This window comes from Vibrio sp. CUB2 (assembly GCF_001557945.1).
Taxonomy (GTDB): domain Bacteria; phylum Pseudomonadota; class Gammaproteobacteria; order Enterobacterales; family Vibrionaceae; genus Vibrio; species Vibrio owensii.
Window position 1 is genome coordinate 471,925 of sequence record NZ_LNRB01000002.1, and the last position, 18,153, is coordinate 490,077.

The following is an 18,153-nucleotide window of genomic DNA, read 5'->3' on the forward strand; positions in this document are numbered from 1 at the left end:
ATCGGTAGGTGACCAGCATTAACTATTTAAACAGATAAAACTTCTGCTTAAGTAATTCTTTAGTCTTCGGCAATTTGTCTATCTTGGATGTCAGCCAGCCATGTCCTCCTAAGAGCTTATCCAACTCAGTACGAGATGGCTTGCGGTCGGAATTAGATAGTATTTTTACCACTTGCTTCGAAAGCTCGTTATCTCGTTGTTCCCAATCAACTCTATCAACATGTTGCGTCTTACTTGCAGTTGGAAGCACAGTTTCAAACCACGTATACTCGTGATTATACAGCCAGTAATAAGCAGCTTCATGGGCTCTCTTTATCTCTTGTCGACTCACATTAGGGTTCACATTAATAAACCGTACTATCTGGCAACGATATTTGCGCCTTAGAGACTCAACTTTGCATTGCTTACGCCGCTCAACAAGACCAGTTGTCGTCGATATAATCTGTTCGACACTGCCAGAAGAGATATAATGCTTTTTTGCTATAACGTCTCTATGAAAGCCTTTTAACGCCAGTTGTACTACCAATTCCTTGATACTTTCCGTGATTTTCCTAGGCTTCAAATTGACCGAAATATCATTCTTCAGAGCAACGCTTTTGACATAACAACGACTCTTACCAACCTCGCGACTTACAGCAGCCATTGATAAGCCCGACTTCAATAAATCGCAGCATTGTTTTTCTCTGTTTATAGCAGTTCGAGGGCTTAGATTCTTGCTTGTCACTCCTTTGAAGGATCGGCAACGAGATAGGAAAAACTCAAAAAGTAAGTGCTTAAATGGATGCTGAGGGTACTGACCAGAGAGCAATGTCGATACAAAGCTGAAATCTGAATTTGATCTGACAGACAGAAGTGTTGGTGAGAGAAATAAGCCTTCGGATAACTCATACAGCCCCTCTAAGATACTCTTTCTTCTCACCCGACCAGTTGCCGTCAAAAAACCACTCAAGCCTAGCTGATTTTTGTAGTCCTTTCTCAATTGGCTATCGTCTTGACTCCGAGTCTGTAACACTAGCACTCGTTGAGTAGCAAAAGATGCGAAGTCAGCTGCGACATCAGTGCAATGCAAATGCATAAGTATCGTATTTTGGTTAGGCAGAAAATGACAACACACATGACTGCGACCAGGCAACTCTTGATGAATTAGCCACGTTTTATGTGTTGAACATGCCTCCACGCCTGGAATCTGATGATTCAGGTGCCAATAAGCAACGCCATACTCATGCAAATCATTTTGTGCGCACACAGGGCAGTACTTAGCAGATAAGGTATCTTTTCCACGAAAGGTTGAAAGCTGGCTCGCTCTTATAACCTCATTTGTGCTGGCAGCTACATCTTCAATCGTGTTTCTATATTGTGGCAGATAATAGGAAAACAATGGACGCAGTGTTTGTGAGGATAAGAGTGTCTTTGATGATTCATCAGCTGATTGAGCGAGAAAGTGTAAGTTTGATGTGAGGTACGGATGAACAGTTGCTCTCTTATCGCCCAAAAGCAGCTCTAAAGCTAGCCCAGTAGAATGCTCACAAACTGATAAGTAACGGCATATCCGGCTGTGTAAGGACTCATCAGGGAGTGCGTTTGGCAACTGCATGATGAGCCTCCTATATATTGAGAGTTCCTGTATCTTAACTATAGGATAATTCTGAAAGAGGGTCGTCTAGCATAACATTGCGAGTCCTTAAGTAGCCCATAGGGTCTTCTAGGCCCGCCGCTTGTTGAAATAAGTCAGGGTCTTTAATCCTATCTAGCAAATCTACAGCTCCAACCAACTCGACAAGCTTAGTCGCAAACTCTGGATGCTGTGGTTTGGTAACATCACCTGTTTTATCGACTGCCTTAACAATCGGCACTTCTTTGTTCTGGGGGATACGGTGCTTGCCTTTCGGTAAAGGAATAAGAACAGCCTTTAAGCTATCCACTTCCTCTGTTTGTCTAGAAAGGCCACAAGCAACTGCATTACCGGCAGATAAGGTTGCAGGCGTAATGCGTTCATCATCTGAGCCAATAACCAGACGTTGGGCTTCTCTATAGGTGCGACTTGCCATATCGATATTACCAACAGACAAAGAATGAAGAGCATCATTCAGCTCTTCTGTAAGATCTGTATATACGTTGGTCCATTGGTATTGCCAGAGTTGGTCTATAAACGCATTCCACGACACACTGTCCCTTGTTAAAACAGACATAGTGTGGTGATAACCACTCTCAGCGCGTCGGGCTGCTTTGAGCTCTTTAATCAGAGACTGATCAAACGGAGGATTTGCTACGAAGAAAAGAGGAACCCCTAGTTTGTTCATTAGTCGATGCAAAAACCTCAATAAATTATTCTCGCCACCAGTTCTTTTAAACTTTAAGTTTTGCATTTCATCAATCACGAGCATGCCCAGAAAACTCGATTTGATTGAACGCTCTAACTGCCTAATTAGTTGCCCGATGGTCCCAGCAGGCTTTGTTCTTTCTCTGTCTAAAGTTAAATCAAGTGTTGAAAGTATCTCTTCACAAAGATCCCTCACGCTAGAATTGCTGGGGCAGTCCACTTTTATCCAGACAACTTGTTTTCTTAGCTCAAGTGGTTGGCCTTTATAAGACTCGTGCACAATTACAGTCGGAAAATATCCCAGAACTTGCTCAACCATTGAGGTTTTACCAACACCACTTTCACCGATTAGAGTCAGTCCATCCCCTTTAGGTTGAAAGTACCCTGTTCTCGGTTCAATATCTGGCCTTTCATCAACCAAATAATGCAAATACTGAGCAGTTGTAGGACTCAGTGGATTCTTGGCCGAGTAACCCTTTTTGATAGCCCTTTCAACAGCGCGGAAACATGCTTCATAGTCAGTCAGTGGCTGTCTAATCTCTTCAATGCGATTTAGGTATTCATCACGAACTAATGGATCGGGATGATCAGCGATTTCTTCTGAGTAATCTGGATAGTTACTAAACTCCTCCATAACGCTTACCCATGCTTTTTTAGCTGGAAGGGCCTCTATTATTGGATTACCGCGATGCTCAGGAAGAATTGCATCTTGATACACTGCGGGTTCAATTCTCATGACTCACCTCTACTCACTCTTCTCTTGGGACCTTTTGGTAATGGAATTACTTTATCGCTAACGGGCGCAGTATCAGCCGTATCATTACCACCTGAAGCTAGTGACTCTGGTGTAATCATATTTGTTGTCGTTTCTAACTCGTCATTGCGTCGCTGACGGGTGTTTTTCGTTCTATCCTGTAAAGAAAGTTTACCCGCTTCTTTATTTCTGTGTTTAGCTTGTCGAGTAACATCCTGTTGATGCTTATGATCATCAATAGAAGTTACTGAAATTGGTGTTAGCTCTTTTTTGGAGTCGAGCCAGTCTTGGATAAAATTAGACTCAAATATCGATTTATCACTGAACATCCTGCTGCGAGGTAGAAGATCACATCTAACAAAACCTTTATTTTTGTCCAAACGGACATAGATGTAATTGGTTGTATTTTCGTCAATTCTCGCTTCAAGCCTCCAACGACCTGAAGACCTAGCTACAGAGGCGAGGCTTAGCTCTTCGACCTCTGCACATGAGTAGTACAAACCATTAAAATATATACCACTTCGAGTCATACTTACTTCTGCTGAAGGTAACAACCTAGCGATAACTTCATCACTTCTAGCAAACTGAAGGTCGTGTCTATGTTTCGCAAGGTGTATTTTCCAGTAGTTCAGAGGTGTTGGGGATAGATCATGCTCAATGAGTAAAGGGCTGGCAAAAGCCAAGTCATCGAAAATTGAACGGTTATGCTCTAGGACAGTTTTAATTAATTCGGCAGTTACTTCTTTCAGGGTATAAAGTGCAACTTTTCTTGGGTCTTCATTACCTCTAACAACTGGCCCACCTCTTGTTGAACCTAGCAGATCATGAAGTAGTTCTTTATTAAGAATATCAAAACGTTTCTCCACAACCCCTTTGCAATCAGGCCTATATGGTGGGGTAAATGATAATTTCGTCATTGGAGTCAGCGCTTTTCTGGGCTGCACTCCAATCATTTCACCATTGTCGCAAACCAACTCTTTAGGGATGTGGGCACAAGGCCACTCTGAGTCTTCTATGTCGATCCCGAAGCTCTTACAGTAATCAGATTTAGGTAAGAAAGCATTGGTTAATGCCTGTCGAGCTGCACGCCATGAAGCATGATATAGAGATACATGCATACCAACTATCATTCGGCTTGCTCTATCCGCTACAATGTAAATCGTCGGTCGCCCTAAGACCTCTTCTGGCTTAAGCTCAGATACGATATGCACGTCAGCAACAGTCGCATCTATTTCAAAGTGAGTACCAGGCAAATAGCTTCGATCTGTAATGCTGCCTAGGACTCCTCTTTTATTTCTGAGGTAGTCATTTTCTGACGTTCGTTGCTTAATTATCTGCTCTTTACTAAATAGCTTTGTACGCCAGTAGCTGAACTGTTTTTCTGTTGGCACCAAAGGAGGTCTACCCATAACCCCTGCTTGCCTGATTTCTTTTGAATAACTATCTTTAAGCAGATTTTTATAAGTTTTTGCCAACGTGAGGCCAGCTTCTTTAAGGTAGTACTTCTTTAAAGCTTTCTTGAATTTCTTCTTGTCATCATTGCACACAATATACTTAGCCGCTCGATCTACAGCTATCGTTCTAGGTTGTTTCGGTGCACCTAATGGTTTCGTTGTTGGAACTTTCTCCCTCCCAAAGCCGCCACTATTTGCAAATGCCGGTAACAGAGCCATCTTATCCTGACCATTTCTCCAATATAAAGTGAGCAATCTGGCTAAAGATTTGCGATCCACTCCCAACTTCCGCGCATGTTCGCTTAACTTAGGAAAGCGCTTCTTGGTCGCGTAGTCGAAAATAAAGCTCTGATCGAATATTACACCTTCGATTAAATCGTAATTTTTATCTCGACGAGCGATGTACTCTTCTGAAAGATTTTCTTCATCGACCATTAAATGAGCTGGCAATTTATATTGTGTTTTTTTCGCTTCATGACTAGAAATGGACTCAAGGAAACCCTCCAAGGAAACTGCTACAGGTCTTACTACTGTAGAAGAATCCTCTAGTGAGAATAAAATGACAGACTCAACATCATGTAATAAATCCAACAATCGATAGAGGCCGTCTTCAAGCAAGTTCGAATTACTCACTCTCCAAACACTGTTTTTAGGAAGCTCCATATAGGATACCTCCCCGTTGTTCAGTTACATACGTTATGTCAATAAGCCCTGATTCAACAATGTTTTTAGAAAGATCTACTTCAATATATCTATCAGCGATTAGGAAACGAATTAGTAATAGAGCATCTTCATGCGTAGTAACATTCAGTGAGATTAGTTGATTACAAATGTCTTCAATAAAGTACTGCCGAACAGTTAAAATAGAGAGCGCACAATTAACCTGCTCGGTCGAAAAGCTCACCGGGTTCTTACGGAACGGTGACGTAGCCCATAGAAGGTTACTACTTTGAACTCTTGTTAATTCATTCCCAGTAAAGTAACTAAATTTAATCCCAAGCAACTCCCAACAAACCCTCTCGATATCATTTTTTTCCAGTACACGTGGATCACTAGAATCATCTTCAGATTTAACAGAAATAGCATGGTATGTTGTGCCTTGAGAAGAGTCTATCGTGAGCAACTGATCTGTTGTCATGATAATCGGTTCTTTTGTATGAGGATGGGTAGGGTGTTGTACCCCAAGGGTTTTAGCTACTTTCTGCGTAAAATTTAGAGGGAAGAGGGGAAATTGCTCCCTGATATCAACAACACGGTTCGAAAACTCAGCAAGATAAAAGTGCTCACTTTCTATAGAAGACATCATATGGTGGTCTCTTTGAGACTTCCTACCATAAATCAGTGAGCGTGTACCTTTAGATTTTACATCCTGAATCCTAAGCCAAGGTTTGTAGTTAGCACCTTGACCCAGCCCATATTTGTTCCGCAAGTGCCGTTGATAGTCATCTAACGACTCGATTTTTCGGCCACGTCCCATACTTAATCCAATAAAGCTTCACTGTATAAAGCATAGTAGTACGCCTCACTATGGGCAAACTTTATTGTCTAAAAATGTCGTTGTGGGCAAACTTTATTGCTTATGGGCGAACTTTATTGTTTCTACACAGCTTACACCCACTGACCAGCAACAAAACCGCTCGACCAGCACCATTGGAAGTTATAGCCACCCAACCAACCAGTTACGTCCATCACTTCGCCAATGAAGTACAAGCCTTTGATGTTCTTACATTCCATGGTTTTTGAAGACAGGTGATCGGTATCTACGCCGCCTAGGGTCACTTCTGCAGTGCGGTAACCTTCTGTGCCGTTCGGTGCGACTGCCCAGTTTTCTAGACGCTCAACGATGGTTGCCATTTCTTTCTGGTTGAACTGCTTAAGAGGTTTGTCTGCCAATTCTTTACGCTCAATCAGCACTTCAACCAAACGCTTTGGTAGCACTTTTGCTAGCGTGTTCTTCAACGATTGGTTTGGATGCTTCTCGCGGCTGCGTTCTAGTAGCTCGGCGATGTCGTCGTTTGGTACAAGGTTAATCGTAACCCTCTGACCCGCTTTCCAGAATGACGAGATCTGCAGAACCGATGGACCAGACAAACCGCGATGAGTAAACAGCAACGCTTCTTTGAACATAGTACCGTCTTGCGCGGTGATTTCCGCCGGGATCGCAATGCCCGATAATTCAGCGAAATCTTCTTTGTCTTCTTTGTGCAGCGTAAACGGCACCAAACCTGCTGTAGTCGCAATCACCGGAAGCTCAAACTGCTCAGCAATCTTGTAGCCGAATGGCGTCGCACCCAATTTAGGCATCGACAGGCCGCCCGTTGCTACCACCAAAGATTCACATTCGATATTTTCAGTACCAGCATGCAAACGGAAACCCGCATCGGTTTTCTCAATCGAATGTACATCACATTGGTAGCGTTGTTGGATGTTTGGCATATCGCATTCTGCTAGTAGCATCTTAACGATGTCTTTTGCAGTAAACGCATCAACACAGAACAACTGTCCGTGATCGCGCTCTTCAAACTCGATGCCATGTTTGCTGACCATCGAGATAAAGTCCCAGTTGGTGTACTGAGACAACGCCGATTTCACGAAGTGTGGGTTTTGGCATAAGTAGTTGCTCGCTGAGACGTCGTAGTTAGTGAAGTTACAACGACCACCACCTGAGATAAGGATTTTACGTCCTGGCTTTTTCGCATGATCCAGCACGAGCACACTGCGTCCGCGTTTGCCTGCTTCTGCTGCACACATCAAACCCGCCGCACCTGCGCCGATTACAACAACATCAAATTTCTTACTCATGGGTAACGCTCAATTACTTATTTAGATTGGTTTGTCCAAAATCCAAAAATAAAAAAGGATGTGCGTAATGCACATCCTTGCTTTCTGCGGGCGCTATTCTAACGACAAAAGTCGAGCGGGAAAAGCGCTTAAATTCCAAGCACAGCTTGCTGGCTTAAAGAATGAAGGCAGCCAGTAGGGTCACACCAAGTAAAGCGGTCGATAAAATGAATAACCCGCGCACCCTTTCGCATTTGCCAGTAAAGATCTCATCGTGATGATGGTGATACTCTTTACTCTTAATGTAATGGTAGAGCCGCACCTGTTTGGTGACGTTACCATGGGTGGTGAAAAATCCATTGCCATCCACTTGCTGATAAAGCAAAGGATGCGCTTCACGCATGATGTAAATTAAAGAACGAAGAGCGGTGAGATAACGGACCATGTTTACTCCCGTTACTACCATTAGCGCAAATAAGATTGTGTCTCCACTGATCATCTTTTCCTCCCTACATCTTCAACGATGCTCAAGAGATAAAGACGACCAATGCTTCGTCCTTAACCCGCTGCTTACCGCGTCGGGAACACGTTATGCAGCTGGAGCACCCATAATTGAAGATGAACCTTCTTTTGCCATTTGTGCTAGATCTTTATCGATGAAGAACAATGCTTTACCGTCTTCACCAACTAATTCGATCTTATCTAAAATCCCTTTAAACAACTTCTCTTCTTCGTGCTGTTCAGCCACGTACCACTGTAGGAAGTTAAACGTTGAGTAGTCTTGGCTTGTAAATGCAACATGCGCCAATTTGTTGATCTTTTCCGTGATCATTTGCTCATGTTCGTAGGTTTCACGGAAAACATCGCCAAGGCTAGCAAAGTCATGCTTAGGTGCTTCAATTGCACCTAGGATTGGCATTGAGCCAGTTTCACTTACATAAGTGAAAAGACGTTGCATGTGCTCCATTTCTTCTACGGCGTGAGCGCGTAAAAATTCAGCCGCACCTTCAAAACCTTTGTCTTCACACCAAGCACTCATTTGTAAGTATAGATTGGATGAGAAAAATTCTAGGTTAATTTGCTCATTCAATTGTTCAACCATAGTTTGAGACAGCATGTTAACTCCTATTTATGTGCATGCAATATACCCAAGTAACCTCAAGATGGGTGGGTTCAGCGAGAATAGCTTGGTTTGCAGACGAGGCGACGGTTTGAAGATCTAGTGGTTCTAAATCAATAATCGTCAACAATGTTTGCAAGCCAAGATAACTCGCCCTTTGGGAGCTTGTCACTGAACCGATCTCTTCGTCAAACATTTTGGTAAGAGCGAACTATTACGCTGCAATGTTTTCCTTGCGCTCGAATCAGTGACAAAGCTCTGAATCCCACGTCTTGAAGTCACTTGGGTATAACGCCACTATAACATGATTACTGTGGCAACACTTTGTACCTACGATATTGATATGAGATCACTTCAGCAAAATTATCTGAGACTTAGTGCTAATCTGACACTATGACCTTATCAAGGAGATAGCAATATGAGTTACAAACACGTACTTGTGGCAGTCGACCTCTCAGACGACAGTAAAGTGTTGATTAAGAAAGCCGTGTCACTGGCTAAACCTCTGGATGCGAAAGTCTCTTTCATTCATATCGATGTGAATTACGCCGAGCTTTACACCGGGCTTATCGACATCAACATGGCGGAGGCGCAACACCAAGCGATGGAAGCGTCTCGTACACAGTTAGCGAATTTTGAAGAATACGCAGAGTACCCAATCACGCATACGTTAGTTGGTAGCGGTGATTTGAGTAACGAGCTGTGCGATACCATTCAGGACTACAACATTGATTTAGTGGTTTGTGGTCATCACCAAGATTTCTGGAGCAAGATTCTTTCGTCGACGCGTCAGCTTATTAACTGCTCACCCGTCGATATGCTGGTCGTACCGCTAAAAGACTGATTTGCGTTGGCGTGACCTTAAAACTTGGTTAGACTGCGGGCACATTTGTTGTTGATAAAGATTCTCATCCATGGCTTATCTATCCGCAGTTACCCTACTTTGGGCATTCTCATTTAGCCTGATCGGCGTTTACCTTGCCGGTCAGGTTGACTCTTGGTTCTCTGTTTTCATGCGCGTTGCGCTGGCGAGCCTAGTCTTCATTCCTTTCTTAAAATTCCGTGGCGTAAGCAAATCTCTGATCGCGAAATTGATGATCGTGGGCGGCTTCCAACTCGGCTTAATGTATTGCTTCTACTACCAGTCTTTCCTACTCCTTTCTGTACCAGAAGTACTGCTGTTCACCGTATTTACCCCTATCTACGTCACCTTGATTTATGACTTCTTGAAAGGTCGATTCTCGCCTTGGTATTTGGTAACGGCGGCAATTGCTGTGCTGGGCGCGGCGTGGATTAAGTTTGCGGGCATCAATGAAAACTTCTTGATGGGCTTTTTGGTCGTACAAGGAGCGAACCTGTGTTTTGCCATCGGTCAGGTCGGCTATAAATACATTATGGAAACCGAGTCGGTTGAACTGCCGCAGCACACGGTATTTGGCTACTTCTACTTAGGCGCATTGTGCGTGGCGACCGTCGCTTTTGCTCTGATGGGGAACTTGGACAAGATGCCAACCACAGCAACACAATGGGGCATACTGACTTACCTTGGTTTGATTGCATCAGGCTTTGGTTACTTTGCGTGGAACAAAGGCGCAACCATGGTCAACGCGGGTGCACTTGCGGTAATGAACAACGCACTCGTCCCTGCTGGTTTGATTGTGAATATCGTGATTTGGAACCGCGATGTTGATGTGACGCGACTTGCCATTGGTGGTGCAATCATCATGCTATCGCTGTGGATTAACGAAACTTGGGTGAAAAAACGCGTAGAGATGAGTTACGCCAACAAGTAACACGGCTAATCCTACAAACATCTCGATAATAAAAAACGCTCTCCAACTGGAGAGTGTTTTTTTTGATTCGATTAATGCACTTTGGCTTGCGAGTTTGTGCTCAACAACGTGTTTGGTGGCGTTGGCAGTAACACCTCTAGTTTGGCATTTCGCGCTTCAAGCTTGCGCTGGCGTTTGAGCAATTTTTGCTGCTTTTTGGCTAACTTAAGCAACTTCTTCTGCTGCTTGTAATGTTTCTTAACCGCTTTCTTCGCCTTCTTCAGCGCTTTCTTATCTGACAAATCAAACATAGCTGGCGCCTCTAGCTTAGTGGTTGAGGTTACAGATGCGACTTTTGCTGCCAGTTTTTTCTCTTTCACTCGTTCCACAACACGTTTAACGATCGCGGCTTTCTCTGCGCTTTGCTCAGACGCCATGATGATTGGGGTATCTTGAGTAAGAGATGAGGTTGGCAGTGCTTCCGCCAATAGACCACAAGCCTGTTGCTCGGATAGCGGTTTGTCTTGGCACTTTTGAGGTGGAATCGCGGCAGGCTTACACAAGGTGTTTTTCGAGGCAGAAGAACGAGCACAAGAGCGGCAGACAAACTTAGGTGCTACCACCAAGCGGTGAATGTCACCCAAACTCTCAGCAATCTGTTTGCGGCTCATCTTACATAAACGTTTCGCCATGCTACTACTCCAGCTTCCCAATTCTCGACTGTTTTACTCTACGGCATCACACAAGTGAAATAATAATAATTCTTAGTTAGATATACAGTCAGTATGCCGAATTAGCAAGAGAAAAGTATCAATAAGCAGAGCAAACACCAGATACAAACACAGCGCCAAATTAGGCGCTGTGAGAAGAAGTTTTTTGTCGTCAGACGTTTAGTCGAATTACGCCATTGATGCCTTCACATACACATCAAAACGGTTCTTTTTGGTTTCGATTGCCATGCTCGGCTTTTGCTCATCAAGCCAGTTGGCGTAATCAGGGCGTTTGACCACCACACGCTTGCTCGCCAATGCCATAGCAGGCGCCAGCAAACCATCTGCATCAAGATCTGCACCAACCAAAGATTGGAAGACGCGCATCTCTTTCTTCACTAATGCCGATTTCTTTTTGTTTTCAGGGTGCGGGTACATTGGGTCGAGATAAACCACATCTGGCTGAACGAAGTCTTTATCTTGCGCCAATTGTTCTAACGCATCATGGCTAGAAGCGTGAATCAAAGACATGCGCTCTGATACCCAAGTACCGATTTCTGGATCGTGTTTCGCACGAGCCAAACCGTCATCCAACAATGCAGCGACCACTGGGTGACGCTCAACCATCTGGACTTTACAGCCTAACGACGCCAATACGAACGCATCACGCCCTAAGCCAGCGGTGCCATCAAGCACCGTTGGGGTTGCGCCTTTGTTCAAACCCGCCGCTTTCGCGATTGCCTGACCTTTACCGCCACCGAATTTGCGACGATGACCTACTGCACCACCAATCAAATCCACAAAGATAGCACCCAGCTTTGGCTCATCCACTTTACGCAGCTCTAAACGCTCTGTCGTGAGGACTAAGGCAAAGTCACTGTCATCAGTGTGAGAAAGCTGCCAACGCGCAGCGAGTTCATCAAGGTGAGACTGTTGAGATGGGTCTTCACAAATCAATTGCAGTTGCAAAAGGAGGCTCCAGTAAAAATCGGTTTAACTGGCGCTGAGTGTATACCCAACCCGCCTCTAATTGCTAGGTTGGGGAGAAGTTAGATGAAGTTCGTCTGGATAGCTAAAGCTGCTGGAGTTCGTCGACCAGTTCAGCCAGAGGTTTAGGATGCCCGATGCCATAACCTTGCCCATAGTCGACACCAAGCTCGATCAGCAGCTCTCTGACTTGGTCATTCTCAACAAATTCCGCCACCGTGACTTTGCCCATCTGCTTGGCTAAGTCGTTGATTGAACGCACCATCACGCGGTCCATCTCGTTTACGTTGATATCTCGCACGAAAAGACCATCAATTTTCACGATATCGACTGGAAGCTGCTTTAAATAGCCGAAAGAAGACAAGCCAGAACCAAAATCGTCCAACGCAATCAAACAGCCCAGCGTACGCACGCGAGTAAAGAAGCCGAGTGCTTGGTCGATGTTGCTCATCGCTGCAGTTTCAGTAATTTCTAAACAGATCTTCTCACATGGAATCGAGGACGATTGCAAACGCTCTAACAGGAAGTCGATAAACTCTTGATTCCCCATCGACTGACCGGACAAGTTGATCGCGCAACGTCCGAGTTTTTCTACTATCTCTGGGCGAGCTTCAAACCACTCTAAGGTTTGAGTAATCACTTGTTTATCAATCCAGTGCGCAATGTTGTAGCGCTCAGAAGCTGGGATAAAAACACCAGGGGACAAGTAATTGCCCTGTGCATCACGAATACGCACCAGAATCTCAAAGCACAATGGCGAGCCTTCACCGCTCAAGTTAACAATGCGCTGAGCAAACAGTTCAAGACGCTTACTCGACAGCGCCTCGTGCACTAGATTAACGCTCTGCATCTCTAACTGACGACGTTGCAGCTCTTCGTTATCTAAGCTGAATAGGTTATAGCGATTGCGCCCCTGCTCTTTGGCAACGTGACACGCTGAATCTGCTTGAGCGTGAACCATTTGTGGCGTTTCGGCGGTGTGGTCGATAATACGAATGCCCACCGAGCAGCTCATAAACAGCTGCGTGTCTTCCCAACGGAAAAGCTGTTCGCTCAAGGTCGTGATGATCTGCTTGGCAACGTTAATTGCACCGTGCTCATCGCAATCTTTCAACAACACAGCAAATTCATCCCCGCCCATGCGCGCCAAGACTGCATTGTATGGCAGCACTTCTTCCAACATGCTGGCACAGAACTGAATAGCCGCATCACCGGCATCATGACCCACGGTATCGTTAAGCACTTTGAGCTGGTCAAGATCGAGGTACAACATTGCATGCACACGACGGTGGCTTTCTACTTCTCGCAGTGCGGTTTGCAGCTCTAACTCGAAGTAGTTGCGGTTGTAGGTGTCAGTCAGCAAGTCATAGCGTGCTTGGTACTCTAACTGCTTGGCGAGCTTCTTTGTCTCGGTGATGTCTTCACCGACGATCAGCAGTTGGTCGGAATCTCTTAATGGACGAATGTTTTCACGTACCCAAACGCGATGACCATCCGCATGACGATATTCGATTTCGCGACGCCAAACGCCATGCATCACTTGCTGAGGTTGCAATAACACTTGGCGCGGGATCAGTGCTTTTTCGTCCGAATAGAACTCACGTAGGCGATGCCCCAGCATATCCAATGGCTGATAACCCAAAAGCTGCTGAGCAAAACGGTTCACTTCCTGAATGCGGTTATTGTTATCTAACGTCACCATCATTACCGGCTGCTGCTCGTAGTAGTTACGCAAACTCGATTCACGTTGGTAGAGCTTGTCTTCCATCGCCTTACGACTGGTAATGTCACGCGCTTCAAACAAGTATTGCTCTTGGTTTGCCACCTGCTGAGAAAACGGTTTGAGCGACACTTCCAGCACCATAGCGCCATGTTCTTTACTCCAGATCTCCGTTTCAAAAGTGGAGACTTGGCGATGGCTGGACTGGAAGTAATTGGCAAGTAACTGGCGTGCTTCTTCGCTCCAATTTTTATGATGCCAAAGCGGACGATCGACACGCATATCCTGATGATTAAGTAACGATTGCAGACGATCGTTACCGGATTTAAGCAAACCATGCTGGTCGAGAATGCCCATGTACTGCATGCTTTGGTCAAACACCGATTCCAAAATCGTCTGGCTCTCGCGAGCAATACTTTCGCTGCGACGAATTCGATGCAGGTAGTAACTAAGCAGCATAATCACGATGGTCATCGCCACCAACACACTACCAAACAGCTTAATTTCTCGGGCGTAACGCTCAGTAAATTCCACTGGCTTATTGAAGAACACCGACGAGGCTTCTTGTTCTGCGCCTAAACCCCAACGCACAACCGATTGATAGTCGAGTTTGATGTCCGATTCTGCACGCACAATTGCAGGTAAAGGTTGCTGTGGGTTATCCAGCACTTGCGCCAATAACTTCGCAGCTTCAAAACCTTGCCGATAACCGGTTTGAATCACACCGCCGACTGCACCATGCCCAAGTCCAATATCGTGCACCATAAACAGCGGTGCGTTAGAGGCTTGGTTGATGTCACGCCAGTCTTTATCGGTCGCAACGTTACCGTGAATATCGCGGTAGTAAGTCCAAAACAGCACCACCTTGTCGATGCTCATTTGCGACACTTGTTGTTTTAGGTCATCGACCGTTTCCGGCACTAAATGACGGATTTTGTCGCGATATGCTGGGTTATCATCAAGAAAGTCTTCGATCTGAGCGCGAAGTGCGGCACCCGTAACAGAATGATCACTGACGATAAGGATTTGTTTGTGGGTCGGATGCAAACGCTCAATCAAGGCGAGGTTGGCGGACAGATCGACATCCTCAATCACACCTGTCGCCTTCAACCCCTGATGCAGTGCAGGATGATAGTTGTTGATGCCGCTGAAAATCACCGGCGTGTCTTTAATGACAGAAGATAAGCGCTGCATCAAAGCAAGTGCATTGTTATCACTAACAACGATCGCGTCGAAATGCTCTTCGCTCAGTTTGGTACGATAAAGAGACTCCAGCTGACTGAAGAAGTGCTGGCTTTGACTGCGCTTAGAATCGAGATACAACACGCGCGTATCGAGCTGATGCCCTTCAAGCTGCTGATCGAAGCCACGCTGGATAGAATCAGTCCAGAAGAAACCTTGATGGTAAGAGTGAACAACGAGGACTTTTTGCTCTTGCGCCGAAGCGACTGCACTGAACATGATCGCTATGCAAAACAGAAAAAATGGCACATCAACTCCATGACTTCAGAGCTACCTCGCGGTTATCCCTGCGTAAACCTTGTGAATCCTGTCCGCTGTGAGTATAAAATGAACTTTAAACCTCATACCCAACGGAAATAATTGTATGAATGCGAGCTTGCCTAAACTCGACGATCTCGATCGCGCGATTCTTAAAACTCTGATGGCGGATGCGCGTAAACCTTACGCGGAAATGGCAAAACAATTTAATGTCAGTCCAGCGACCATCCACGTTCGTATCGAGAAAATGAAAGCGGCAGACATCATCGAAGGTACTGAGGTAATCGTCAATACCAAAAAGCTAGGATATGACGTATGTTGCTTTATCGGCATCAACTTGAATGCCGCGCGCGACTATCATTCAGCGCTAGAAAAGCTCAACGCCCTCGATGAAGTGGTAGAAGCTTACTACACCACGGGCGCGTATAACATATTCGTCAAATTGATGTGCAAGTCGATTGAGGAGCTGCAATTTGTATTGATTGATAAGCTTCAAGCGATCGACGAAGTGCAATCCACCGAGACGCTGATTTCACTGCAAAACCCGATCAATCGCAGCGTAAATCCATAACAGTCTGAATCAGATACTAAAAGCTGAATCTATGAATAAAAAAATGGGCAGCCACTTGGCTGCCCATTTTCATTCTCAATCGAGATTACGCTGCGATACCAGAATGGCGCAGTAGCGCATCGATTTCTGGCTCACGACCACGGAAGCGCTTAAATAGCTCCATTGGTTCTTCACTGCCACCCATTTCTAGGATGTTGTTCAAGAAACTCAGACCGGTTTCTTTATTGAAGATGCCTTCTTCTTCAAAGCGAGAGAACGCATCTGAAGACAACACTTCAGCCCATAGGTAGCTGTAGTAACCCGCGCTGTAACCACCAGCGAAGATGTGACCAAAGCTGTGTGAGAAACGCGCCCACTCAACCGCTGGTACAACTGCCACTTTCTCTTTCACTTCTGCCAAAGTTTCAAGCACACGAGCACCCACTTCTGGGTCGTATTCTGTGTGCAGAGTGAAGTCGAACAAGCCGAACTCTAGCTGACGTAGGATGCCCATCGCCGACTGGAAGTTCTTCGCGGCTAGCATTTTATCTAGCATCGCTTTTGGTAGTGGTTCGCCAGTCTCATAGTGACCAGAAATAAACGCCAGCGCATCTTCTTCCCAACACCAGTTTTCTAGGAACTGACTTGGTAGCTCAACCGCATCCCAAGGCACACCGTTGATGCCTGATACCGCGCCTGTTTCTACTTGCGTCAACATGTGGTGGATACCGTGACCAAACTCGTGGAACAGAGTCACCACTTCATCATGCGTAAACAGTGCAGGCTTGTCACCCACAGGGCGGTTGAAGTTACACGTTAGGTAAGCAACTGGTGTTTGTAGCTCGCCTGATAGCGTCACACGACGGCCACGGCAATCATCCATCCACGCACCGCCACGTTTGTGTTCGCGTGCGTATAGATCTAGGTAGAAGCTGCCACGTAGTGTGCCTTCGCCGTCGAAGATATCGAAGAAACGCACGGATTCGTGCCAAGTATCCACGCCTTCACGCTCTGTCACTGTCATACCAAACACGCGGTTTAGTACTTCAAACAGACCACTTACCGCTTTTGATTCAGGGAAGTAAGGACGCAGTTCTTCATCCGAAATTTGGAATAAGTGCTGCTTTTGCTTCTCGCTGTAGTACGCAATGTCCCATACGTTTAGCTCGCTAACACCAAATTCCGCATTCGCAAACTGGCGTAGCTCTTCAATTTCGCGCTCACCTTGTGGTTTCGCTTTGGTTGCCAAATCGTTCAAGAAGCCAAGAACTTGCGCTGGGTTCTCTGCCATTTTGGTTGCCAGAGATTTCTCACTGTAAGTGTTGAAACCCAACATACGAGAGATTTCATGACGCAGTTTTAGCTGCTCAGTGATGATTTCTGTGTTGTCCCACTTGCCTGCATTTGGACCACGGTCAGAGGCGCGCGTTACGTACGCTTCGTACACTTCTTTACGTAGGTCTTGGTTATCACAGTACGTCATAACTGGTAGGTAAGATGGGATATCTAGCGTGATTAGGTAGCCATCGAGCTCTTTGGCTTCTGCTGCCGCTTTTGCTGCTGCAAGTGCAGATTCTGGCATACCCGCTAGGTCTTTTTCGTCGACAACGTGCTTAGTCCAACCCATGGTTGCATCCAGCACGTTGTTGGAGAATTTTGAGCTCAGCTCAGACATGCGCTTACTGATTTCGCCGTAGCGATGTTGCTCGTCTGATGGTAGACCGATGCCCGAAAGCTCGAAGTCGCGTAGTGAATCCGAAATGGTCTTTTGCTGTGCACGCGTCAGTGTCGCGTACTCTTCGCTGGCTTTGATCGCTTTGTACGCTTCGTAAAGACCTTTGTGCTGACCAACCCAAGTACCGTACTCAGACAGGATTGGCAGACAGCTTTCGTAAGCTTCACGCAGCGCTTCGCTGTTCACTACTGAGTTCATGTGACCCACTGGTGACCAAATGCGGCTCAAGCGGTCATCCGCTTCCTCAATTGGCGCGATCACACTGGTCCAGCTTGGGTTTGCGTTGTCTTTTAGTACCTCGTCAATCTTGGCACGACAATCCGCAATCGCCTGCTCCACTGCAGGTTTAATGTGTTCTGGTTTGATTTGCGAAAACGGAGGAAGATCCGTAAACGTAAGAAGTGGATTAGACATGAATAATTCCTTTTGTGTTTTGGCTCTGTATTTGCCTATTCGCATTTGCAAAGATTCTATTGGTATTTGCAAAACAGTAGGCGAACTCAATGCACAGGCAAGCCGACAACATGGATGGGGGGATTTCCGTTCCCTTTCTCGATGCAGCAATGACCGAATGGGTCAAAGAGCGCTTACTCTGTCCTTGAGTCTTGTTATGCCTAAGTTCGGTTTGGCACTCTATTGGAGCGGCACAATCCCACTTAGGTTCAATTTGTTTACTCATACTAAGTATGGGTGACTTAAAGAAATTTCAATAGCGAATCCCTATCAGTGATACTGATTTGAATCGAAGTT

At 45.6% G+C, this 18,153-nt stretch carries 14 protein-coding genes; 3 read left to right on the plus strand and 11 right to left on the minus strand.

Annotated elements, in window-relative coordinates:
- Nucleotides 1-22: 22 nt before the first annotated feature.
- From ATB78_RS04550 to ftnA, 7 genes are all read right to left on the minus strand, one after another.
- A complete protein-coding gene (locus ATB78_RS04550; protein WP_061007914.1) occupies nucleotides 23-1,594 on the minus strand; it encodes a TnsD family Tn7-like transposition protein in 1,572 nt (523 codons plus the stop codon).
- Nucleotides 1,595-1,628: 34 nt separating this feature from the next.
- The gene (locus tag ATB78_RS04555; protein ID WP_061007915.1) at nucleotides 1,629-3,056 is read right to left on the minus strand and encodes an ATP-binding protein; all 1,428 of its coding nucleotides are present in this window, start codon (nucleotides 3,054-3,056) and stop codon (nucleotides 1,629-1,631) included.
- Nucleotides 3,053-5,191 (minus strand): DDE-type integrase/transposase/recombinase, encoded by a 2,139-nt coding sequence (locus ATB78_RS04560; protein WP_061007916.1) that lies wholly within the window; start codon nucleotides 5,189-5,191, stop codon nucleotides 3,053-3,055. Before ATB78_RS04560 ends, ATB78_RS04555 begins: the two co-directional genes overlap by 4 nt.
- On the minus strand, nucleotides 5,178-6,005 hold the full coding sequence (locus tag ATB78_RS04565) for a TnsA endonuclease N-terminal domain-containing protein (protein WP_061007917.1): 828 nt from the start codon (nucleotides 6,003-6,005) through the stop codon (nucleotides 5,178-5,180). Before ATB78_RS04565 ends, ATB78_RS04560 begins: the two co-directional genes overlap by 14 nt.
- 131 nt (nucleotides 6,006-6,136) lie before the next feature.
- Nucleotides 6,137-7,330: an NAD(P)/FAD-dependent oxidoreductase gene (locus ATB78_RS04570; protein WP_061007918.1), complete on the minus strand. Its 1,194-nt coding sequence runs from the start codon at nucleotides 7,328-7,330 to the stop codon at nucleotides 6,137-6,139.
- Nucleotides 7,331-7,484: 154 nt separating this feature from the next.
- Nucleotides 7,485-7,808 carry a universal stress protein UspB gene (gene uspB / locus ATB78_RS04575; protein WP_005448571.1) on the minus strand — a complete coding sequence of 108 codons (324 nt, stop codon included), beginning with the start codon at nucleotides 7,806-7,808 and terminating at the stop codon, nucleotides 7,485-7,487.
- 90 nt (nucleotides 7,809-7,898) lie between these two features.
- Nucleotides 7,899-8,426: a non-heme ferritin gene (ftnA, locus tag ATB78_RS04580; RefSeq protein WP_005434576.1), complete on the minus strand. Its 528-nt coding sequence runs from the start codon at nucleotides 8,424-8,426 to the stop codon at nucleotides 7,899-7,901.
- A gap of 421 nt (nucleotides 8,427-8,847) precedes the next feature.
- Between ftnA and uspA the strand changes: the two genes are divergently transcribed.
- Together uspA and ATB78_RS04595 are read left to right on the plus strand one after the other, a co-directional pair.
- Entirely contained in the window at nucleotides 8,848-9,273 is a 426-nt protein-coding gene (gene uspA / locus ATB78_RS04590; RefSeq protein ID WP_005434578.1) for a universal stress protein UspA, read from the plus strand.
- A gap of 70 nt (nucleotides 9,274-9,343) precedes the next feature.
- Nucleotides 9,344-10,222, plus strand: a complete 879-nt coding sequence (locus ATB78_RS04595; RefSeq protein WP_005434580.1) for a carboxylate/amino acid/amine transporter — start codon at nucleotides 9,344-9,346, stop codon at nucleotides 10,220-10,222.
- Nucleotides 10,223-10,293: 71 nt separating this feature from the next.
- On the opposite strand, the gene ATB78_RS04600 is transcribed toward ATB78_RS04595, so the two are convergent.
- The 3 genes from ATB78_RS04600 to ATB78_RS04610 form a co-directional block, all read right to left on the minus strand.
- Entirely contained in the window at nucleotides 10,294-10,893 is a 600-nt protein-coding gene (locus tag ATB78_RS04600; RefSeq protein ID WP_061007919.1) for a hypothetical protein, read from the minus strand.
- 207 nt (nucleotides 10,894-11,100) lie between these two features.
- Entirely contained in the window at nucleotides 11,101-11,880 is a 780-nt protein-coding gene (locus ATB78_RS04605; protein WP_009705451.1) for a class I SAM-dependent methyltransferase, read from the minus strand.
- 103 nt (nucleotides 11,881-11,983) lie between these two features.
- On the minus strand, nucleotides 11,984-15,109 hold the full coding sequence (locus ATB78_RS04610) for an EAL domain-containing protein (protein WP_061007920.1): 3,126 nt from the start codon (nucleotides 15,107-15,109) through the stop codon (nucleotides 11,984-11,986).
- Between the two features lie 115 nt (nucleotides 15,110-15,224).
- Here ATB78_RS04610 and asnC point away from each other — a divergent pair, with 115 nt between their 5' ends.
- Nucleotides 15,225-15,689, plus strand: a complete 465-nt coding sequence (asnC, locus tag ATB78_RS04615) for a transcriptional regulator AsnC (protein WP_005430014.1) — start codon at nucleotides 15,225-15,227, stop codon at nucleotides 15,687-15,689.
- Nucleotides 15,690-15,774: 85 nt separating this feature from the next.
- On the opposite strand, the gene prlC is transcribed toward asnC, so the two are convergent.
- Complete coding sequence (gene prlC / locus ATB78_RS04620; protein WP_033004906.1) at nucleotides 15,775-17,817, minus strand: oligopeptidase A; 2,043 nt, start codon at nucleotides 17,815-17,817, stop codon at nucleotides 15,775-15,777.
- Nucleotides 17,818-18,153 lie beyond the last annotated feature (336 nt).